General features: G+C 73.9%; 12 protein-coding genes and 1 pseudogene. 8 read left to right on the plus strand and 5 right to left on the minus strand.

The features are described 5' to 3' along the window. The first annotated feature begins 247 nt into the window (after positions 1–247). The gene (locus ACNNMR_RS35015; protein ID WP_419998720.1) at positions 248–1,708 is read left to right on the plus strand and encodes an NCS2 family permease; all 1,461 of its coding nucleotides are present in this window, start codon (positions 248–250) and stop codon (positions 1,706–1,708) included. A 23-nt stretch (positions 1,709–1,731) separates the two neighbouring features. Further along, positions 1,732–2,835 (plus strand): annotated as a pseudogene (locus tag ACNNMR_RS35020) (XdhC family protein); the annotation flags it as partial. Between the two features lie 14 nt (positions 2,836–2,849). Here ACNNMR_RS35020 and ACNNMR_RS35025 read toward each other — a convergent pair. Together ACNNMR_RS35025 and ACNNMR_RS35030 are read right to left on the minus strand one after the other, a co-directional pair. Beyond that, the gene (locus tag ACNNMR_RS35025) at positions 2,850–5,273 is read right to left on the minus strand and encodes an FtsX-like permease family protein (RefSeq protein WP_419998721.1); all 2,424 of its coding nucleotides are present in this window, start codon (positions 5,271–5,273) and stop codon (positions 2,850–2,852) included. Continuing rightward, positions 5,270–5,959, minus strand: a complete 690-nt coding sequence (locus ACNNMR_RS35030) for an ABC transporter ATP-binding protein (protein ID WP_419998722.1) — start codon at positions 5,957–5,959, stop codon at positions 5,270–5,272. The genes ACNNMR_RS35025 and ACNNMR_RS35030 overlap by 4 nt, the downstream gene beginning before the upstream one ends. 166 nt (positions 5,960–6,125) lie before the next feature. Between ACNNMR_RS35030 and ACNNMR_RS35035 the strand changes: the two genes are divergently transcribed. Together ACNNMR_RS35035 and ACNNMR_RS35040 are read left to right on the plus strand one after the other, a co-directional pair. Continuing rightward, a complete protein-coding gene (locus ACNNMR_RS35035; RefSeq protein ID WP_419998723.1) occupies positions 6,126–7,727 on the plus strand; it encodes a sensor histidine kinase in 1,602 nt (533 codons plus the stop codon). Continuing rightward, positions 7,724–8,410: a response regulator gene (locus ACNNMR_RS35040; RefSeq protein WP_419998724.1), complete on the plus strand. Its 687-nt coding sequence runs from the start codon at positions 7,724–7,726 to the stop codon at positions 8,408–8,410. Before ACNNMR_RS35035 ends, ACNNMR_RS35040 begins: the two co-directional genes overlap by 4 nt. Here ACNNMR_RS35040 and ACNNMR_RS35045 read toward each other — a convergent pair. Further along, the gene (locus ACNNMR_RS35045; RefSeq protein WP_419998725.1) at positions 8,382–9,407 is read right to left on the minus strand and encodes a GlxA family transcriptional regulator; all 1,026 of its coding nucleotides are present in this window, start codon (positions 9,405–9,407) and stop codon (positions 8,382–8,384) included. The two genes, ACNNMR_RS35040 and ACNNMR_RS35045, sit on opposite strands and share 29 nt — an antisense overlap. A 107-nt stretch (positions 9,408–9,514) precedes the next feature. Here ACNNMR_RS35045 and ACNNMR_RS35050 point away from each other — a divergent pair, with 107 nt between their 5' ends. Genes ACNNMR_RS35050 through ACNNMR_RS35060 form a run of 3 tightly spaced genes read left to right on the plus strand, consistent with a single transcriptional unit; the run spans position 9,515 to position 11,948 of the window. Then, the gene (locus ACNNMR_RS35050; protein ID WP_419998726.1) at positions 9,515–10,501 is read left to right on the plus strand and encodes a zinc-dependent alcohol dehydrogenase family protein; all 987 of its coding nucleotides are present in this window, start codon (positions 9,515–9,517) and stop codon (positions 10,499–10,501) included. Between the two features lie 44 nt (positions 10,502–10,545). Beyond that, positions 10,546–11,064, plus strand: a complete 519-nt coding sequence (locus tag ACNNMR_RS35055) for a class I SAM-dependent methyltransferase (RefSeq protein ID WP_419998727.1) — start codon at positions 10,546–10,548, stop codon at positions 11,062–11,064. 11 nt (positions 11,065–11,075) lie between these two features. Then, the gene (locus tag ACNNMR_RS35060) at positions 11,076–11,948 is read left to right on the plus strand and encodes an LLM class flavin-dependent oxidoreductase (RefSeq protein ID WP_419998728.1); all 873 of its coding nucleotides are present in this window, start codon (positions 11,076–11,078) and stop codon (positions 11,946–11,948) included. An 8-nt stretch (positions 11,949–11,956) separates the two neighbouring features. Here the strand turns inward: ACNNMR_RS35060 and ACNNMR_RS35065 are convergent, their stop codons facing one another. Next, on the minus strand, positions 11,957–12,721 hold the full coding sequence (locus ACNNMR_RS35065; protein ID WP_419998729.1) for an alpha/beta fold hydrolase: 765 nt from the start codon (positions 12,719–12,721) through the stop codon (positions 11,957–11,959). 156 nt (positions 12,722–12,877) lie between these two features. On the opposite strand from ACNNMR_RS35065, the gene ACNNMR_RS35070 reads away from it, so the two are divergent. After that, entirely contained in the window at positions 12,878–13,570 is a 693-nt protein-coding gene (locus ACNNMR_RS35070) for a sensor domain-containing protein (protein WP_419998730.1), read from the plus strand. Positions 13,571–13,586: 16 nt separating this feature from the next. Here ACNNMR_RS35070 and ACNNMR_RS35075 read toward each other — a convergent pair whose 3' ends face one another. Continuing rightward, entirely contained in the window at positions 13,587–14,498 is a 912-nt protein-coding gene (locus tag ACNNMR_RS35075; protein ID WP_419998731.1) for a bifunctional 5,10-methylenetetrahydrofolate dehydrogenase/5,10-methenyltetrahydrofolate cyclohydrolase, read from the minus strand. Positions 14,499–14,542: the final 44 nt, after the last annotated feature.

A 14,542-nucleotide genomic window follows, 5' to 3' on the forward strand; every position in this document is an offset into this window, starting at 1 on the left:
TGCCGTGCGATTACGGCGGGGCCCCTGGGGCCCGCCTTTCGTCTGAATCTACAAGACGCGCGGCCTGGCCAGCCAAGTGCTTCATGGTTTCGGTGACTGCACCCGGCGCGCTTCCGGTCGGTCTACTTGGGCTCTGTTGCGTAAACAGCACGTGAAGAAACGTCGTCTCGGGCCGTCCCCCCGGGTCGTGCAGATCCCAAATCCCGCGATGAGGCGGGTGCCCCTATGAACCTTGGGAGAAGGGCACATGACCCAGCAGCATGCTGAGCCGGTTGCTACCACCGCGGATGACGCGGGAGCGGGCTCGCGCCCGCCCGCCGGCAGAGGCTGGCTCGACAGGTACTTCCACATTTCCGAACGCGGGTCGACCGTCGCCCGTGAGGTCCGTGGCGGCCTCACGACCTTCATGGCGATGGCGTACATCCTCCTGCTGAACCCGCTGATCCTCGGCGGCAAGGACGTCGACGGCAACATGCTCGGCCAGGCCGGGCTGATCACCGCCACCGCGTTCGCCGCGGCGCTCACCACCCTCCTGATGGGCTTCATCGGCAAGGTGCCGCTCGCCCTCGCCGCCGGGCTGAGCGTCTCCGGCGTGCTGGCCTCGCAGGTCGCGCCCCAGATGACGTGGGGCCAGGCCATGGCGATGTGTGTGGCGTACGGCGTCATCATCATGCTTCTCGTGGTCACCGGGCTACGGGAAATGATCATGAATGCGATCCCGCTGCCGCTGAAGCACGGGATCACGATGGGCATCGGCCTGTTCATCGCCCTGATCGGCTTCTTCAAGGCCGGCTTCGTGCACCAGGGCAAGACCACCCCCGTGTCGCTTGGCCCGGCCGGTGAGCTGCAGGGCTGGCCGGTCCTGATCTTCGGTGTGACGCTGCTGCTGATCTTCATGCTGCAGGCCCGCCGGGTGCCCGGCGCGATCCTCATCGGCATCGTCGTCGGCACCGTGATCGCCGTGATCGTGAACGCCGTCGTCGACATGAGCCCGAAGGCCTGGTCGGCCGGCCCGCCGGAGCTGCACGGCAGCGCGGTCTCGTCGCCGGACTTCTCGCTCTTCGGCGAGGTGGAATTCGGCGGCTGGGGCGATGTCGGCGCCATGACCGTCGGCATGATCGTCTTTACGCTGGTGCTGGCCGGTTTCTTCGACGCGATGGCCACGATCATCGGCGTCGGCACCCAGGCCAACCTGGCCGACAAGCAGGGCCGGATGCCCGGCCTGTCCAAGGCGCTGTTCATCGACGGCGCGGGTGGCGCCATCGGCGGTGTCGCCGGTGGTTCAGGGCAGACCGTGTTCGTCGAGTCGGCGACCGGCGTCGGCGAAGGCGCCCGTACGGGTCTCGCCAGCGTCGTGACCGGTCTGTTCTTCGCGGCCTGCCTGTTCTTCACCCCGCTGACCGCGATCGTGCCCGCCGAGGTCGCCTCGGCCGCGCTGGTCGTGATCGGCGGCATGATGATGATGCAGGCCCAGCATGTGGACTGGAGCGACTCGGCAGTTGCCATCCCGGTCTTCCTCACCGTGGTGCTGATGCCGTTCACTTACACCATCACCACGGGCGTGGCCGCGGGTGTGATCTCCTACGTGGCGATCAAGGCCGCGCAGGGCAAGTGGCGGGAGCCCGGAGCGTTCATGTGGGTGCTCTCGGTCATCTTCGTCATCTACTTCGCCCTGCACCCGATCGAGCAGTGGCTCGGGGTGAAGTAGCGCCTATGTAGGAGATGGTCACCATGCTGGACATCGCTGCCGAGCTGCACGAGTGGCTCGCCGAGGGCCGGGACTTCGCCGTCGCCACCGTCGTGGCGACGCACGGATCCGCCCCCAGGCAGCCGGGCGCCGCCCTCGCCGTGGACGCGGGCGGCACGGCAATCGGCAGCGTGTCCGGCGGGTGCGTGGAGGGCGCGGCCTACGAGCTGTGCCTGGAGGCGCTCGAGTCCGGCGAGTCCCTGCTCGAACGCTTCGGATATTCCGACGAGGACGCCTTCGCCGTGGGCCTGACCTGCGGCGGCATCATCGACGTCCTCATCACCCCGGTCCCGGCGGACGGCTCCGCACGCGAGCTGTTCGCCGCCGCGCTGACCACCGCCGCCAGAGGGGAGGCGGCGGCGGTCGCGCGGATCGCCGGCGGCCCGGCGGAGATGCTCGGCAAGGCCCTTCTCGTACGGGCCGACGGCTCGTACGACGGCTCCCTCGGCGGCCACCCGGACCTGGACGCGACGGCCGCCGCCGAGGCCGGCGCGCTGCTCGACGCGGGGCGTACCGGCATCGTGGAGATCGGCGCCGAGGGATCGCGGTGCGGCGAGCCGGTGAGCCTGCTGGTCGAGTCGTCAGTGCCGCCGCCCCGGATGATCGTCTTCGGCGCGATCGACTTCGCGGCCGCGCTGACCCGGGCGGGGGCGTTTCTCGGCTATCGCGTGACGGTGTGCGACGCGCGGCCCGTCTTCGCCACGACGCAGCGCTTCCCGGACGCGGACGAGGTCGTCGTGGAGTGGCCGCACAAGTACCTCGACACGACCGAGACCGACGCCCGTACGGTGCTGTGCGTGCTGACGCACGACCCCAAGTTCGACGTCCCGCTGCTGGAGCGGGCGCTGAAGCTGCCCGTCGCGTACGTCGGCGCCATGGGGTCGCGCCGCACCCACGAGGACCGCAACGCGCGGCTGCGGGAGGTCGGCGTCACCGACGCGGAGCTGGCCCGGCTGCGCTCGCCGATAGGCCTGCACCTGGGGGCCCGTACGCCGGAGGAGGTCGCGCTCTCCATCGCGGCCGAGATCGTCGCGCTGCGCCGCGGCGGGACGGGCGCGCCCCTGATCGGGGCGCACACGCCGATTCACCGCGGCGACAGCGCTCACTCCGTACGCAGCGCCCGTGCCGTCCCCGACTTGGCCGCCCAGGTCGCCGGGAGCAGCGCGCCCAGGGCCGCGATGACCAGGCCGCCCGCGGTGAGGAGCGAGAGCAGCCCGGCGCCGTAGACGTCGATGAACACGTCCGGGAAGCGGGTGCCCACCGACGCGCCCATGTCCGGAACCACCCAGTGGTGCAGCACCACCCCGAGGAACGTCCCCGGCGCGCCGGCCACCAGGCCCACCGCCGCCACCGACACCAGCACCATCGCCACCGTCTGCCGCGGGCTCATCCCCAGCGCCTTGAAGACGCCCAGGTCGTGCAGCCGCTCCCGGGTGTCGAGCACCACCGTGTTGAGCACCCCGAGACAGGCCACCGCCACCAGCAGCGCGGCCAGCAGCGCGATCATCGCCTGCATGGCGACGATGCTGCTGGAGCGGACGGCGGTCGAGTCGCCTGCGGTCGCGTGCACCGTCGTACCGGCGAACTTGCGGTTGATGGCGGTGGCGTAGGCGGCGGCGTCGCTGCCCGGTTCGAGCTGCACCCGGAATTCGCCGCCGACCGCGTCCGGCACCAGGCGCTTGAGCGCCGTCCGGTCCATCAGCGCCGCCATGCCGTCGTTGTTGAGGACGAAGGCCTCGCCGACGATGCGCAGCCGCACCGACCGGCCGCCGTCGGACACCGGCAGCGAGTCGCCGATGTCCTTGTCCATGGCCTGCAGCAGCCGGGAGGCCAGCACCACCTCGTCCGCGCCGCGGAACCAGCGCCCTTCGATCATCCGGTACGCGCCCCAGCCGGAGTCGCCCCGGTAGCCGATCGCGGTCGTCTCGCCGGTCACGCCGGGAATGTGCACCGGGCTGGTGGCGATCGTGTAGTACGCCTTCGTGTCGGCGTGGTCGCGGATCGCGGCGGCCACCTCGGCCGGATCCGCCGACTTCGGCGCGGGCACGTTGCCGGGCGCGCTGCCGGGCGCCGGGACGTGCTGGCCAGGACCGCTGTTCCCCGGCCCCGACTCGACCAGGACGTCGCCCGCCGTGGTCCGCTGCCGGTCGCTCTGGACGCCCTGCAGTGAGCTGCTCAGCCCCACCGCGAAAGTCACCGCCAGCGCCCCGAACGCGACCGCCCCGGCCAGCGTCGCCGTCCGCGCCGGGCGGGCGAACGGGTGCGCCAGGCCGAGCACGAGCGGTCGGGGGAGCGGCAGCCGCCCCAGCAGCCGGCGGACCCACAGGCCGCGCCCGGCGGCCGGGGCCCGGCCGACGGTCAGCGCCTGCGTCGTCCGCAGCCGGCCCGCGCGCAGCGCCGGCACCAGCGCGGTGACCGCGACCAGCGCCAGCACCGCCGCCGGAACGGCCAGGTCCACCCACAGCGGGATCAGCTGGGTGCCGGTGCCGTACGTGGCCGCCACCTCGTCGGTCAGCAGCGCGCCGAGGAGGTTGGCCGCGACGGCGCCCAGGACGACGCCGAGCGCCGCCGGGATCACCGCCTGCGCCACGTACGCCCGGCCCACCTGCACCGGCGTGAAGCCGAGCGACTTCAGCACCCCGATCCGGCCGGTGGCGGCGGTCACCGCGCCACTCACCGCGACCGCGACGACCAGCACCGAAAGCCCGAGCCCGATCACGGCGAAGGCGGTCAGGAACGGCACATACACCGCCGCGCCGCTGTCCACGTCCTGCTTCACGGTCAGATACGACTGCCCGCCGGTGACCGCCCCCTTCGGCACCGCGGCGGCGACGGCCGCCCGGCCGCGGGCGATGTCCGCGCGGCTGCCGGCGTCGTCGAAGCGGTAGAGCATCTGGTACGCCGGGCTGCGGCCCGCGTCCAGCTCGGCCAGCTGCCCCGGGGTGGTCCAGGCGTCGGCGGTGCGGCTGGCCGAGCTCGCGATGCCGACGACCTTCAGTGCGGGCTTGCCCGGCAGCTCCTTCGCCTGCAGCCGGGAGCCGACCGACAGGAACTCCGGGATCTCGTTCTGCTCCAGGACGATCTCCCCGGGCGCCCGCGCCCAGCGGCCCTTGACCAGGCCCACCCGGTCCACGTCCGGGGCGCGGTCGCCGCGCCCCGCGACGGTGAGCGGCGGCAGCTCCAATTCCTCGGGCAGACCGGGCGGTTGCGGCCCGGATGCCGCTCCGGTGTCCGCCGTCAGCGTCGCGTCGGCCACCCGGTACGGCCCGGCCGCGGCGTCCACGCCATCCGCCCGCGCCGTCCCCCGGATCTGCGCCTCCGACGCCTTCGCGGCGCTGAACTCGGCCGTCAGATGCGCCCCGTGCTGCCTCCCGAAGGCCCGGTCGAAGGGCGCCCGCGCCGTCTCGATCAGCCCCAGCGCGAGCACCGCGGCCGCGACCGAGATCAGGGCCGTAAGCATCATGACCAGGGACTGCAGCCGCCGCCTGCCCACCCCTGCCCGTACCACCTTCCCCAGCGCGCTCACGACGCCACCGCCGGCACATCGCGGGCCACCCGGCCGTCGAGCAGCTCGACGGTGCGGGTGGCGCAGCCGGCGGCAAGCGCCATGTCGTGGGTGACGAGGACGATCGTCTGGCCGTCGGCGTTGAGGTCCCGCAGCAGCGCCTGTACGTCGTCGCCGGAGGCGGTGTCGAGCGCGCCGGTCGGCTCGTCGGCGAGGAGCAGCTGCGGCCGGTTCATCAGCGCGCGGGCGACGGCGACCCGCTGCCGCTCGCCGCCGGACAGCCGGCCCGGGTAGGCGCGGGTGTGCCGGGCGATGCCGAGGTAGCCGAGCAGGTCGGCGGCCCGGTCGCGGGCCTCGGCGCGCGGAATGCCGGCCAGCTGGGCCGGGAGCAGGATGTTGTCGGCGACGGTGAGGTCGTCGAGCAGGTGGAAGAACTGGAAGACCATGCCGATCCGCGCCCGCCGGTACTTCGCCGACGCGCTCTCGCTCAGCCCGTCCACCCGCTGCCCGCCCACGGTGACGGTGCCCGCGCTGGGCCGGTCGAGCCCGGCGATCAGATTCAGCAGCGTCGACTTGCCGCTCCCGGAGGGCCCGAGCACGGCGACGGCCTCCCCGGGCCGCACCGCCAGGCTCACGCCGTCGAGTGCGGGCGGTCCGTCCTCGTACGACTTGGTCACATCGCGCAGGTCGATCAGCGGATCCGGCATGGCTTCTCCAGGCTTCGGCGGTCGGGAACGCCGGAAAGGTAAGCGCGCGCCCGGGCCCGGCACGTCGGCCCAGGTGTGCAAGTCCCGTACGGCATCGGACGCACCCGCGGGCGCGTCATCCCTGCGATGTACGCCTCCCGCGGCGGCCGCCTGCGCATCCCGGACGATGTCGCCGCAGCTGGGCGCTTGGCACACTGAGCCGGTGAACGCGAAAGACCTCTGGATACGGCCCCGGCATGCCGCCGCCGCCCTGCTGCGCGCCGCGGGCCCGCGCCCGAAGCTGTCCCGCTGGGCGTGGGTGGCGGACGTGGTGCTCGCGGCGGTGCTGGCGATCGGCATTGTGGTCGCCGACCTGGACCGCGATGTCGAGGTCGATGTGTACGCGCCACCCGGCCAGGAGCTGGTGCTGCCGGAGGAACAGCTGCCGCAGGAGCGGCCGCTGCCGCCGGGGTTCCGGATGCCGGACGAGCCGGTGCCGCCGCCGGGCTACGAGTGGCGGCTTCGGGAGCCCCCGGGGGATCCGCTCTCCGCCGTGCAGCCGTGGGAGCTGGCGCTGGGGGTCCTCGTGGCGCTCCCGCTGGCGGTGCGCCGCCGCTACCCGCTGGCCGCCTTCGGCGCGGTGTCGCTCGTGACGCTGTGGTTCCACGTCGGCTCGGTCAGCGAGGACGCCGCCGCCATCGCCTTCGCGGCCTGCCTGATCGCCGCGTACAGCGCGGCCATGTACAGCCCGTACCGACGGGCCGCGGTGGTGAGCGTCGCGCTGGCCGCGGTGGTCTTCGCCACCGCGCAGGACGGCGTCGTGCCGCAGGTCTCGTCGGGCTGGCTGCCGCTGCTGATCCTGCTGCCGCTCGGCCTCGCCGCCAACACCCTGCACACCTGGCAGCAGCGGATCCGCCGGCTGCAGGCTGAGCAGGAGCAGGCGGCCCGGCGCGCGGCCGAGCAGGAGCGGGCCCGTATCGCCCGGGAGCTGCACGACGTCGTCACCCACAATGTGAGCGTGATGACCATCCAGGCCGGCGCCGCCCGCAAGGTCCTCGACGCCTCACCGGACCAGGCCCGCGAGGCGATGCAGGCGGTCGAGGCGAGCGGCCGGGCGGCGCTCGCGGAGCTGCGGCAGGCGATGGGGCTGCTGACGATGGCCGCCCAGGGCGACGGCCACGACGGCCGGGACCCGGCGGTGGCCGTGGAACTGGCCCCGCAGCCGGGCCTCGACCGGCTGGAGCCGCTGGCGGGCCGAATCCGCGACGCGGGCGTCCCGGTGGACCTGACGGTGTCCGGCACCCCGGGACCGCTGCCCGCCGGCGTGGACCTGGCGGCGTACCGGGTGGTGCAGGAGGCGCTGACGAACGCGGTCAAGCACGCGGCGGGCGCCCACGTGCGGGTCGCGGTCGAGCATGCGCCGGATGCGATACGGGTCGAGGTCACCGACACCGGCGGCCACCCTTCGGCCGCCGCCGCCGCGGGGAACGGCCGCGGCCTGATCGGCCTCCGCGAGCGCCTCGCGGTCTACGGCGGCACGCTGGAGGCGGGCAGACGCCCGCGGGGCGGCTACCGGGTGCGGGCGGAGATCCCGGTGCGGGAGGGGGCGGTGCCGATGCAGGAGACGCAGCGGGCGGCGCCGCCTCGCGGGCGGGGATCCGGGACAGCGTCAGCCCCGCCGCAAGCAGCATCGGCCGGGCCGCAGTCCGCGCAGTCCGCGCCGCGTCGCGAGTCGGCGGAGACGGCACCCGCATCCGCCCCCACCAGCCCCGCGAAGGGGGCGAAGTGACCGACACCGCCGCCGCCCCACGCGTAGTGATCGCCGACGACCAGTCCCTCGTCCGCACCGGCTTCCGCATGATCCTCACCGCCGACGGCATCGAGGTCGTCGGCGAGGCCGCCGACGGGGACGAGGCGGTGGCCGAGGTGCTGCGCACCCGGCCCGATGTCGTGCTCATGGACATCCGGATGCCCGACACCGACGGCCTGGAAGCCACCCGCCGCATCATGGCCGCCGCCGAGCCGCCGCGGGTCGTCATCCTCACCACGTACGACCTCGATCAGTACGTCTATGCCGCCCTCGCCGCGGGCGCCAGCGGCTTCCTGCTCAAAGACGTCACCCCCGAACACCTCACCGCCGCCGTCCGCCTCGTCCGCTCCGGCGACGCCCTCCTCGCCCCCGCGATCACCCGCCGCCTCGTCGAGCGCTTCGCCGCCCGCGACGACCGGGCCGCGGCCGCGCCGCACGGCGACCTCGCCGCCCTCACCCCGCGCGAACTGGAGGTGCTCACCGCCCTCGCCCGCGGCCGCAGCAACGCCGAGCTCGCCGCCCGCTTCAGCCTGAGCGAGGCGACCGTGAAGACCCACGTCGCCCGCATCCTCTCCAAGCTCGGCCTCCGCGATCGCGCGCAAGCGGTGATCGTCGCGTACGAGACGGGGCTGATCACACCGGGAGCCGGGGAGCGGGACTAGCGGCCTTCCGCTCAACGGCCTCCCGATCAGCCGCCCCCCGCTCAGCCACCCCCCGCCGATAGTCCGTCGGCGTCTGCCCCGTATCCGCCACCAGGTGATGCCGCAGCGAATCCGCCGACCCCAGCCCCGCCCGCCGCGCGATCTGCTCCACGGTCAGATCCGTCGTCTCCAGCAACTCCCGCGCCAGATCGAGCCGCTGCCGCAGCACCCACCGCAGCGGACTCGACCCGGTCTCCTCCTGCCACCGGCGGCTGAGCGTACGCACGCTGGTGCGCGCATGCCGCGCCAGCGCCGCCAGCGTCAGCGGCTCGTCGAGATGCGCGCTCGCCCACGCCCTGGTCGCCGCGAGCGAGAGCGACGTGCGGGCCGAAGCGGCCGCCGCCGGGACCCGCTGTCCGGCGGAGCCGTGCCGCGGGGGAGCGGCGATGATGCGGCGGCCGAGGTCGTTGGCGGCGGCGACGCCGTGGTCCGCACGGATCAGGGCGAAGCACAGGTCGGCCGTGCCGCCGTGCCCGGACCCCGTGTAGGGCGGGGTGTCGGTGTAGATGATGTCCGTACGCACCCGGACGCCCGGGAAGCGGCGCCGGAAGTCGTCCGCGAAGCGCCAGTTGACGGCCGCCTCCGAGCCGTGCGGCAGCAGCCCGGCCTCGGCGAGCGTGATCGCCCCGCCGCACAGCGAAGCCACCCGCGCCCCGCGCTCCGCGGCCGCTCGCAGGGCAGCGTGCGCCTCGTCCGTCCCCGGGCCCTTGATCTGGCCGCTCACCAGCACGGTGTCGGCCGCCGCGAGCACCTCGACGCCGCGGCGTACGACCACCTCCACCCCCTCGTGCCCGGTGAGGGCGCCGGGGCGGGGCGTACACACCTCGATCTCGTACGCCGCCCGCCCGTCCGCCGTCCGCGCCTGCGTGAAAGCCATCGTCGCCGCGGACATGTCGAAGGCGGACACCGGCGCGCTCACCAGCAGGGCGACGCGGTGCTTGCGGGCTTCCTCGGCCATGGCCACATCCTCCGGAGAGTTGGCAAGCGCGGCTGTGTGCGCGGGGCGGGCGCCGCCGGACAGTGGTGATCAAGCCGCTTTCCTGCAGACAGATACGGATGACAACCATGGCGAAGACAGTGCTGTTCCACGAGCTCGGCGGACCCGAGGTGCTGAAGCTCGAAGACCGCGAACCGCGCGCCCCCGGCCCCGGCGAGGTCGCGCTGCGGGTGCAGGCCTTCGGCCTCAACAGGGCCGAGGCGATGCTGCGTTCCGGCACGTACTACTACCAGCCCCGCCTCCCCGAGGCCCGGCTCGGCTACGAGGCCGCGGGCGTGGTGGAGGCGATCGGCGAGGGCGTCGACGGCTTTGCGCCGGGGGATGAGGTCATGACGGTCTCCGGCCTGCAGATGGAGGACCACGGCGTCTACGGCGAACACGCGGTGGTCCCCGCCGCCACCAGCCTCCTCCACCGGCCCGCGGGCCTCGACCCGGTCGCCGCCGCCGCGATCCCGCTCGCCTACACGACCGCGTACGGCGCGCTGATCCACCGCGCCCGGATCCGCCCCGGCGACACGGTGCTGATCACCGCCGGCTCGGGCGGCGTCGGCCTGGCCGCGATCCAGGTGGTGCGCAATGCCGGCGCCGTCCCGATCGTCACCACCCGCCGCGCGGCGAAGCGGCAGCGGCTGCTGGACGCGGGTGCGGAGGCGGTCGTGGTGACCGATGAGGAGGATGTGCTGAAGCGGGTACGGGAGCTGACCGGCGACCGCGGCGCGGACGTCGTCTTCGATGCCGTCGGCGGCTCGCTCTTCCCCACGGCGGTGGCCGCGCTGGCGCCCGGCGGGCTGGTCATTCCGTACGGCATGCAGAACGGCGACGACTTCATCCTGCCGATCAACTGGCCGCTTGAGCTCTTCGGCTACGGCAACACCTACCTCACCGACCACCCTGACCGCTTCCGCCGCGCGGGCGCCTACCTCGACGCCGGGGTGCGCGACGGCTGGCTGAGGCCGCTGGTGGACCGGACCTTCCCGCTGGCGGAGATCGTCGCGGCACACCGTCTGCTCGACTCGGGCGCCCACGTCGGGAAGATCGTGGTGACCGTCGGCTGACGGGCCGCCGCCCGCGCCGCTCCCGGAGGCCATACTCGATTGGTATGGACCGACATGAGTGGGCGGCCGGGGTCGTCGCGGCACGGGACGGGGACCGGGTGCTTGAGGTGGGCTGCGGGCACGGGGTGACCGCATCGCGGGTGCTGGCGGGGCTGGGGGCGGAGGGGCGGCTGCTGGGGCTCGACCGGTCGCAGAAGATGACGGCGGCGGCCGGTCGGCGCAATGCCGCGGAAGTGGCGGCGGGGCGGGCCGAGTTCCGTACCGAGGTGTGGCCCGCGGACCTGTGCGGCGAGCGCTACGACGCCGTCTACGCCTTCAACGTGCAGCTGCTCACCGCCAACGTGAAGGCGGCCAGGGCGGTCGGCGAGGCACTCGCCCCCGGCGGCCGCTTCTTCGCCTTCTACCAGCTGCCGCCGTGGCGCGGCGTCACCCAGGCGGGGGTGGCGGGCGCGGCGGCGCGGGTGCTGCACGACGCGGGGCTCGTCGTCGTACGGGACGCGCATGACCTGGCCGCCGGCGTCGAATCAGGATGTGTCGTTGCCCGCAGCGCGGCCGACGGGTAAGGATGGGGATCATGACCGTACTCGGCGCCACCTTCCGTCCCCAGTACCCGCCGGAGAAGCTGCGCGAGGTCGTGCGCGCGGCCGAGGACGCCGGTCTCGAGGAGCTCTGGCTGTGGGAGGACTGCTTCCTGGAGAGCGGCCTCGCCACCGCCTCCGCCGCACTCGCCTGGAGCGACCGGCTGCGGGTCGGCGTCGGCCTCGCGCCCGTACCGCTGCGGAATGTCGCCCTCACCGCCATGGAGACGGCCACCCTCGACCGCCTCTTCCCCGGCCGCTTCCAGCTCGGCGTCGGCCACGGCGTACAGGACTGGATGGGCCAGGTCGGCGCGCGCGCCCAGTCACCGCTGACGCTGCTGCGCGAGTACCTCGACGCCCTGCGCGCGCTGCTCGCGGGCGAGGAGGTGAGCCGGGAGGGCCGCTACGTCCGCCTCGACAAGGTCAAGCTGGACTGGCCGCCGGCCGACCCGACGCGCGTGTACGCGGGCGGCACCGGCCCGAAGACCCTGAAACTGACGGGCGAGGCCGCCGACGGCACGATCCTGGACGCGGACTTGACGGTGGACCGGGTCCGTACGGCCGTCACGCTGATCAACGAGGCCAGGGAAGCGGCCGGCCGCCCGGGCCCACACCACTTCACGGTCTACGCCCACGCCGCCACGGGCCCCGACGCCACCGAGCGGCTCCGCCGCGAACTGGCCACCTGGGGCCACGACCCATCCGCCGACCTGGGCATCGCGGGCGACGCGGCCGACTTCGCCAAGGGCATCGAGCGCCTCGTGGCGGCAGGAGCAGACACGGTGGTGCTGCAGCCGACGGCGGACGACCCGGACCCGGCAGGCTTCATGCGCTTCGTGGCGGAGGAAGTGCGGCCGCTGGTGGCGTGAGGTTGGTGTCACAGGAATTCGCCCAGCAGCGGCAGCAGTACGGAGGTGCGCCGCATCACCCCCATGTGCGTCGTGTCGGGCAGCACCGCCAAGTGGGCCTTGGGGATCAGCCGCTGCATCTCGGCGGCGTGCTCGATGCGTACGAAGTCCATGTCGCCGATGACCAGCAGCGTCGGGGCGGCGATGCCGCGGAGGTCGTCGGCCGTCCAGGGCAGCGTGGCGTGGGCCGCGGCCGTCGCCTTGGCGATGAGGGTCTCGAAGTGCTCGGGGTGCGGCGCGATGCGGGCGTAGGTGGCGGCCCATTCCTCGAACTCGGCCTGGGTGGGCAAGGGCACGGTGGTCTCGCCGGTGCTGATCCCGGGGTGATAGCCGTCCTGGTGGTAGTGCGCGGAGGCCAGCACGACCCGGCTGACGTGTTCTGGGTGGGCCACCGCGATCTGCAGGCTCGTCAGGCCGCCGAGGCTGAAGCCGAGGAAGTCGGCCTGCGGGACGCCGAGTTCGTCGAGCAGGGCCACCACGTCGGCGGCGAAGTCCACCACGCTCATGTCCCGCTCGATGTCGGCGGTGCGGCCGTGTCCCTGCATGTCCACGGCGATGACCTGCCGGTCCTCGGCGAGCGCGGGCAGCACCGCGCTGAAGGCGAGATCGATCGAGAGCACGCCGCCGTGCAGCAGCACGAGCGGCCGCTGGTCGCCGGCCCGCGCGCGGCCGTGCACCTCGTAGTACATCTCCAGGCCGTTCACCTTGGCGTAGCCGCTCTGCTTCGCGGTCATGGGGTCCCTCCCGATGGCTGGTGGCTGTTGCTGACATCAAGTTTGACCGCGGGGCGACGCCGAACTCATCGGCTTGCCGCCGGGGGTTATCCCCACCCCCGGTCGGCCAGCGGGCCGGATGGGCCGGCAGGGCGGTTCGGGCGGAGGATCGTTGCCATGACCGAGATGACCGCAGCACCCCTGATGACGTCCCGCCCCGTCCCGTACGAGACCGCGCAGGGCGACCCCGCGAGCAGCCGCGCCGGTCGCTTCGGGAACGAACTCGGCTACCTGCTCGCCGGGCTGCCCATCGGCATCGCCGCATTCGTCGTGGCGGTCACCGGGGTCGCCGTCGGCGCGGGGGCCATCGTGGCCGTATTCGGGCTGCCGGTCCTCGCCGCGACCCTCGCCGCCGCCCGCTCCTTCGCCCGCGGCGAGCGGGCCCGGGTCGCCGCCGTCACCGGCCGGGCGATACCCGAGCCGCGCTACCTGAAGCCGGAAGGCACCGGGCTCGGCCGCCGGCTGCTCGCGCTGAAGGACCCGCAGGCGTGGCGCGACCTCGCCCACATGGTGGTTGCCTTCCCGCTCCGCGTCCTGACCTTCAGCCTCGCCCTCACGTGGACGGTCGGCGCCGTCGGCGAGCTGCTGTACGTGACCTGGTCCTGGGCCCTCCCGCGCGACAGGGGTGAGGAGGGGCTGCTCGACCTCGCCTTCGGGATCTCCTCCCGGGCCGCCGACATCGGCTTCAACACCGGCATCGGCGTGGTGCTGCTGCTGACCGCCGTCCCGGTCATGCGCGGGCTGACCGCGCTGCAGGCCGGGGCCGCCCGCGCACTGCTGGCGAACCCGGCCCAGGCGACCCGTCATTGACGGCAGCCGCGCCCGGTCACTCCCGGGCGCGCTCCGCCGCCTGCACCGTGTGCCGCAGCAGCAGCGCCGTGGTGACTGGCCCGACGCCGCCCGGCACCGGCGTCAGCCCCGCCGCCCGCCCGGCCACCGAGGCGGCGTCGACATCGCCCGCCAGGCCGCCGTCCTCGGTCGGGTTCGTACCCACGTCGATGACCACGGCGCCCTTACGGACATGCGCCGCCCGCACCAGCCCGGCCCGCCCCACCGCCGCGACGACCACATCCGCCGCCGAGGTGAGCGCCGCCAGGTCGGGCGTACGTGAATGGCACACCGTCACCGTGGCGTTGCGGTCGAGCAGCAGGTGGGCGAGGGGCTTGCCGACCACCGACGAGCGGCCGATGACCGCGACGTGCCGGCCGGAGAGCTCGACCTTGTGGTGCTCCAGAAGCGCCACCACCGCGGCCGCCGTCGCGGGTGCGTATGCCGGGAGTCCGGTGACGAGGCGGCCGAGCGAGAGCGGGTTCGCGCCGTCGATGTCCTTCGCCGGCGGGATCGCGTCCGCGAGGTCCTGCAGCGCCAGGCCGTCGGGGAGCGGGGTCTGCAGGATGATGCCGTGGACGGCCGGGTCGGCACCCAGGGCGGTCAGCTCGGCGCGGATCGCGCCGGGGGTGGCGTCCGCGCCCAGGTCGCGGATGTCGCAGTCGATGGCGGCCTTCTCCGCCGCCTTCGCGATGGAGCGTACGTACCAGGCGCTGGACTCGTCCGCGGTCGCCGTCACCACCGCGAGCCGCGGCGGCGTGCCGGACGCGGCCAGCTCGGTGGCGCGGGCGCCGACCTCCAGGCGCAGCTGCGCGGCATACGCCCGGCCGGACAGCTCCTTCGCCTCCGGCGCCGCACCGGTCACCGACTCCGTCGGCGCTTCGGCGCGCGCGGTCCCAGACACGCTCATCACGCTCCGCTCTCCCCTCGTCCGCCGGCCGTGGTCAGGGCGGC

The organism is Streptomyces boninensis, assembly GCF_048572725.1.
Taxonomy (GTDB): domain Bacteria; phylum Actinomycetota; class Actinomycetes; order Streptomycetales; family Streptomycetaceae; genus Streptomyces; species Streptomyces boninensis.

What these genes read in the sequence shown, in the direction of transcription:
- ACNNMR_RS35015 (WP_419998720.1), top strand. Translation starts at nt 248, where the DNA reads ATGACCCAGCAGCATGCTGAGCCGGTTGCTACCACCGCGGATGACGCG.
- ACNNMR_RS35030 (WP_419998722.1), bottom strand. Translation starts at nt 5,959, where the DNA reads ATGCCGGATCCGCTGATCGACCTGCGCGATGTGACCAAGTCGTACGAG.
- ACNNMR_RS35035 (WP_419998723.1), top strand. Translation starts at nt 6,126, where the DNA reads ATGTCGCCGCAGCTGGGCGCTTGGCACACTGAGCCGGTGAACGCGAAA.
- ACNNMR_RS35045 (WP_419998725.1), bottom strand. Translation starts at nt 9,407, where the DNA reads ATGGCCGAGGAAGCCCGCAAGCACCGCGTCGCCCTGCTGGTGAGCGCG.
- ACNNMR_RS35050 (WP_419998726.1), top strand. Translation starts at nt 9,515, where the DNA reads ATGGCGAAGACAGTGCTGTTCCACGAGCTCGGCGGACCCGAGGTGCTG.
- ACNNMR_RS35055 (WP_419998727.1), top strand. Translation starts at nt 10,546, where the DNA reads ATGGACCGACATGAGTGGGCGGCCGGGGTCGTCGCGGCACGGGACGGG.
- ACNNMR_RS35060 (WP_419998728.1), top strand. Translation starts at nt 11,076, where the DNA reads ATGACCGTACTCGGCGCCACCTTCCGTCCCCAGTACCCGCCGGAGAAG.
- ACNNMR_RS35065 (WP_419998729.1), bottom strand. Translation starts at nt 12,721, where the DNA reads ATGACCGCGAAGCAGAGCGGCTACGCCAAGGTGAACGGCCTGGAGATG.
- ACNNMR_RS35070 (WP_419998730.1), top strand. Translation starts at nt 12,878, where the DNA reads ATGACCGAGATGACCGCAGCACCCCTGATGACGTCCCGCCCCGTCCCG.
- ACNNMR_RS35075 (WP_419998731.1), bottom strand. Translation starts at nt 14,498, where the DNA reads ATGAGCGTGTCTGGGACCGCGCGCGCCGAAGCGCCGACGGAGTCGGTG.